Raw genomic sequence first — 4,408 nt, forward strand, 5'->3', positions numbered from 1 at the left:
GGCACGGCGGCCTGCGGCGCGGGCGCCAGGTTGGCGCCTTCCGGGCCGGCCTCGGCCACGGGTTCATCCGCATGCGGATTGGCCGAAGGCGAGGGCAGCCAACCCATCACGGCGGCCACGCCCACCGAACACATGACGATAACGGCGATTGCGGCCGCGGCAACCAGGGGATGTATGGCGCGGCGCGCATTTTCGATTTTGGCGGAAGTATTCATGACGATGCTCCATCGTTACTAACCGGCAGTGGTATAGCACCCTGACGCGGTTTCGGCGTGTTGCGATGGTGACGCTTCTTTGCAGGACCTGCGCTGGTGGACAGCGTTGCCCATTCGTGGACAATAGCCGGATGGATCCCATCACCCTGCCCCAGCTCGAACAGGCCATCAACTACTGGCGCAATATTTCGCCGTCGGTGGGCGAAGAATCCCGCCTGTGCCCCGAGGCTGCCGCGCTGGCCACGCCTTACGCGCTGATGATCATGGCGCACCAGCGCGAGATCCCCGCCGCCGACCTGAGCGACAAGGCCCGCGCCGCGCTGGCCGGCTGGGCCGCTGCCGGCAAGTAAGCCTGGCCCCTGCCTGGGCGGCCCCGCCAGGGCGGCTCCCGCCTGTTCAACCCTTGAGCAGGGCCTTGATGTCCTGCGTCAGGGCTTCCACCCCGATGTTGTTGTTGGCCAGCACGCGCGATTCGCCCTTGCCGTCCAGCAGGTAGAACGCGGCCGTGTGGTCCATGGTGTAGCTGCCGTCCTTGGTGGGGGCCTTGGCGTAATAGGCCTTGAACGACGCGGCGGCCTTCTTGACCTGGTCCGGCGTGCCGGTCAGCCCGAGAAAGCGCGGATCGAAGGCCGTGACGTACTGCTTGAGGACGTCAGGCGTGTCGCGTTCGGGGTCTACCGTGATCAGCAGCACCTGCACGCGGTCGGCGTCCGGGCCCAGCTTCTTCATGACTTCGGTCAACTCGGCTAGCGACGTCGGGCACACGTCCGGACACTGCGTGAAGCCGAAGAACACGACCACCACCTTGCCGGCGAAATCGGACAGCTGGCGCGTCTTGCCGTTGTAGTCGACCAGCTCCATGCTGCGGCCCAACTGGGTGCCGCTGATGTCGCTGCCCTTGAACACGGGTGCGTTGTCGCCGCAGGCGGCCAGGGCAACGGTGAAAGCGGCGGCTGCGCTCGCGCGCAGGACCAGCCGGCGGCTGGCGGAAAACACGGACATCAACAACCTCCAGGGAGTCAGCGCAGCAGGCCGACCCAGTGGTCCACCAGCAGGGCGCCAAACAGCAGCGCCAGGTAGAGTATGGAAAAACGGAACATGCTGCGCGCCAGCTCGTCGCTGTAGGCCCGATACAGCCGCCAGGCGTAGGACACGAACATGCCGCCCAGCACCAGCGCCGACAGCAAGTAGAGTTCGCCGCTCATGCGGATAGCGTAAGGCAGCAGCGTGGTGGCGACCAGCGCCACGCTATACAAAAGGATGTGCAGCCGCGTGAACTGGTTGCCGTGCGTGACCGGCAGCATGGGCAGGCCGGACTTGGCGTAGTCGTGGTTGCGGTAAAGCGCCAGCGCCCAGAAGTGTGGCGGCGTCCAGATGAAGATGATCAGCACCAGGATCCAGGCCTCGGCCGGCACCGAATCCGCCACGGTGGCCCAGCCCAGGGCCGGGGGCATGGCGCCCGACAGGCCGCCGATGACGATGTTCTGCGGCGTGCGCGGCTTGAGGATGACGGTGTAGATGACCGCGTAGCCCACGAAGGTGGCGAAGGTCAGCCACATGGTCAGCGGGTTGACCATGTGATAGAGCACGAACATGCCGGCGCCGCCCAGCAGGCCGGACATGCTCAGCACCTGGAACGACGAAATCGTGCCGCGCGCCGTGCCGCGGCGCGCGGTGCGCAGCATGCGGGCGTCGATTTCCTGTTCGATCAGGCAATTGATGGCGAAGGCGGCCGCGGCCAGCAGCCAGATGCCCAGGGTGCCGAACAGCACCCGGCGCATATCCGGAATGCCCGGCGCCGCCAGGAACATGCCGATCACGGCGCAAAACACCGCCAGCTGCGTCACGCGCGGCTTGGTGAGGACGAAATACTGGCGGAACAATCCGGGCTGAGGAGCGGCAATACTGGTCATAGTGGGCCCTATTTTAAACGCGCACCGAATTGGGGCCGTAGCCCCCGGCGGGCGCACGTCCAGCAGTGGACAAACGCACCATCAAAACCACCGCGGCCAGGGTCAGGCCTGCGGCGCCTCCATTGTGCAGCACCGCGATCAACAGCGGCCACTGGAAAAAGATCGTGGTCAGGCCGGTCAGCAGCTGCGCGCCCAGCAGCGCCAGCATCAGCGTGGCAGGGCCGCGCAGGCCAGTCTCGGCGCGCAGGCGCCAAGCCAGTATGCCCAGGTACAGGAACACCACGAAGGCGAAGTTGCGATGGACCCAGTGGATCGCGGTCAGCGCCGGCTGAGAGATCATCTCGCCCGACGGTAGCTCGCCCAGGGCCCGGATGACCGAATAGCCTCCATGGAAATCCATTTCCGGCACCCAGGCCCCGTGGCACATCGGGAAATCCATGCAGGCCAGCGCGGCATAGTTGGTACTGACCCAGCCGCCCAGCGTCACCTGCACCAGCAGCAGCGCGAAGCCCCCAGCCACCCAGGGCTTCCAGCGCGCGGCCGCCGCGGATATGGCCAGATGCGGACGCTCACGCGCGGACAGCCAGGTCATCAGGGCCAGTACCGACAGGCCGAACACCAAGTGCGCGGTCACGACCACGGGCATCAGCTTGTGCGTCACGGTCCAGGCGCCGAACGCGCCCTGCACGCAAACCGCGATCAGCGTCACAACGGCCAGCTTGGGCGAACGGCCCAGCTGGCTGCGATAGCGCCAGGCCATGTAAACGATGCCGATGATCAGCATGCCCAGGATGGTGCCGACATAGCGGTGGATCATTTCGATCCAGGCCTTGGACAGCGTGACCGGGCCGAACGGCATGGCCTGCGACGCTTCGTGGATGTCGCCCATCGCGCCCAGCGGCGTCACGCTGCCGTAGCAACCGGGCCAGTCGGGACAGCCCAGGCCCGAGTCCGTCAGCCGCACGAAGGCGCCGAACATGATCAGGTCCAGCGTCAGGAACCAGGTAAAGAAAACCAGCTTGCGATAACGCGCTTTGATGCGTTCGATTTCCATAAACATCCAATCTGCGGCGCCGCGCGCGATGCGCGCGACGCAATAAAACTATGCGCCTCGACCCGGGCCGCCATGGAGCCGGCTTTGCCGGTCCACGCGCGGCGCCCCCTTGGGGGGGAAGCGCCACAGGCGCTTCGGGGGTGGGCCCATCAACCAATCCTCGAGCTGTAAACCAGCTTGCTGATGTCCTTGCGCACCTTCACGCCATCGGCCTCGGCAGGGTACTGCATCATCAGGTTGCCCAGCGGATCGATCACCCAGATCGGCGCCTCCAGCCCAGGCTGGCCCGCAGCCGTGTCTCGCGCCAGCAGGAACCGCGCCAACTGGTCGGGATTGGCACGCACCATGACCGTGCCCTTATAGGCCTCCAGCACCTTGTCCGGCACCGGCGCATCGTCAGTGATGAACCAGACGCGCGCCAGCCGGTCGACGTTCTTGCCCTGGCTGGCGTGGCTGTTGCGGGCGATGAAGAGCTTGCGGGCGCAGCTTTCCGGGCAGGCGCCGCCGTCTGCGGCCACCAACAGCCACTTGCCCTTCAGGCTTTGCAGGTCAAAGGGCTGGCCGTCCAGCGTGGTCAGCCGCAGTTCGCCAGCCGCGGGCATGGACCGCTGCGGACTCACCAGCGTGCCGTAGTTGCTGGACTCATCGGGCCACCACTGCGGATTCATGTAGACCACGATCGCCGCGACGATAGGCGCCAACGAACACAGGAACACCAGCAGCATCGGCATCAAGGAGCGCTTGCGTGCGGGCTTGGTAGAAGAAAGATCGCGAGCCACTTTGTATCCTGTCGTCTTGCGGGTTAAGAGTCGGCGCCCCGGTCAGGCCCTGGGCGCGTTCTGCGCGCGCCGCATGCGCCGGATGGCGCCCCCCAGCACCACCAGCCATGCGACGGTGGCAATCGAGGCAAAAGCAAACCACTGTACGGCATAGGACGTGTTCTGCTGGAAGTCCACCGACGGCTGCGGCCAGTCCCGCACCAGGCCATCGTCCGCATTGCCCGCGGATTGCGACAACACGGTAGGCAGCAGCGCCAGTCCGGTGGTTTTGGCATAGGCGTCCAGCGGCAGGTTCTGCACCTGCGGCAAGACGCCGTCCGACGCCGGCAGCGCCGCCGGCAAGGCGGACTGCTCCGAACCGCCCAGCGACCAGATCTCGAACAGGCGCGGCACGCGCGGCGACAGCTCGCCCGTCACCGTCTGCGGCCCTGCGGGCGTGGCGGGCAG

Annotated in this window: 6 protein-coding genes and 1 pseudogene; 1 reads left to right on the forward strand and 6 read right to left on the reverse strand. The window is 66.3% G+C overall.

Annotated elements, in window-relative coordinates:
* Positions 1 to 215: pseudogene (locus VIR09_RS03165) on the reverse strand (hypothetical protein); the annotation flags it as partial.
* A 131-nt stretch (positions 216 to 346) separates the two neighbouring features.
* On the opposite strand from VIR09_RS03165, the gene VIR09_RS03170 reads away from it, so the two are divergent.
* Positions 347 to 565, forward strand: a complete 219-nt coding sequence (locus VIR09_RS03170) for a DUF3717 domain-containing protein (protein ID WP_332011555.1) — start codon at positions 347 to 349, stop codon at positions 563 to 565.
* Positions 566 to 611: 46 nt separating this feature from the next.
* On the opposite strand, the gene VIR09_RS03175 is transcribed toward VIR09_RS03170, so the two are convergent.
* The 5 genes from VIR09_RS03175 to VIR09_RS03195 form a co-directional block, all read right to left on the reverse strand.
* Positions 612 to 1,217 carry an SCO family protein gene (locus VIR09_RS03175; protein WP_332011556.1) on the reverse strand — a complete coding sequence of 202 codons (606 nt, stop codon included), beginning with the start codon at positions 1,215 to 1,217 and terminating at the stop codon, positions 612 to 614.
* A gap of 17 nt (positions 1,218 to 1,234) precedes the next feature.
* Positions 1,235 to 2,128, reverse strand: coding sequence for a heme o synthase (gene cyoE / locus VIR09_RS03180; RefSeq protein WP_013390983.1), 894 nt, complete (start codon positions 2,126 to 2,128; stop codon positions 1,235 to 1,237).
* A 13-nt stretch (positions 2,129 to 2,141) separates the two neighbouring features.
* Positions 2,142 to 3,176: a COX15/CtaA family protein gene (locus VIR09_RS03185; RefSeq protein WP_332011559.1), complete on the reverse strand. Its 1,035-nt coding sequence runs from the start codon at positions 3,174 to 3,176 to the stop codon at positions 2,142 to 2,144.
* A 155-nt stretch (positions 3,177 to 3,331) separates the two neighbouring features.
* A complete protein-coding gene (locus VIR09_RS03190) occupies positions 3,332 to 3,913 on the reverse strand; it encodes an SCO family protein (protein ID WP_414639374.1) in 582 nt (193 codons plus the stop codon).
* 90 nt (positions 3,914 to 4,003) lie between these two features.
* Positions 4,004 to 4,408 (reverse strand): SURF1 family cytochrome oxidase biogenesis protein (locus VIR09_RS03195; protein WP_332011558.1); only part of this gene is annotated, 405 nt, incomplete at its 5' end.

The organism is Achromobacter sp., from assembly GCF_036567245.1.
Classification (GTDB): Bacteria; Pseudomonadota; Gammaproteobacteria; order Burkholderiales; family Burkholderiaceae_B; genus Achromobacter.

Bases quoted from the DNA above. Each gene is read 5' to 3' on its own strand.
- VIR09_RS03170 (WP_332011555.1), top strand. From the start codon at position 347: ATGGATCCCATCACCCTGCCCCAGCTCGAACAGGCCATCAACTACTGG.
- cyoE (WP_013390983.1), bottom strand. From the start codon at position 2,128: ATGACCAGTATTGCCGCTCCTCAGCCCGGATTGTTCCGCCAGTATTTC.
- VIR09_RS03190 (WP_414639374.1), bottom strand. From the start codon at position 3,913: ATGCCGATGCTGCTGGTGTTCCTGTGTTCGTTGGCGCCTATCGTCGCG.
- VIR09_RS03175 (WP_332011556.1), bottom strand. From the start codon at position 1,217: ATGTCCGTGTTTTCCGCCAGCCGCCGGCTGGTCCTGCGCGCGAGCGCA.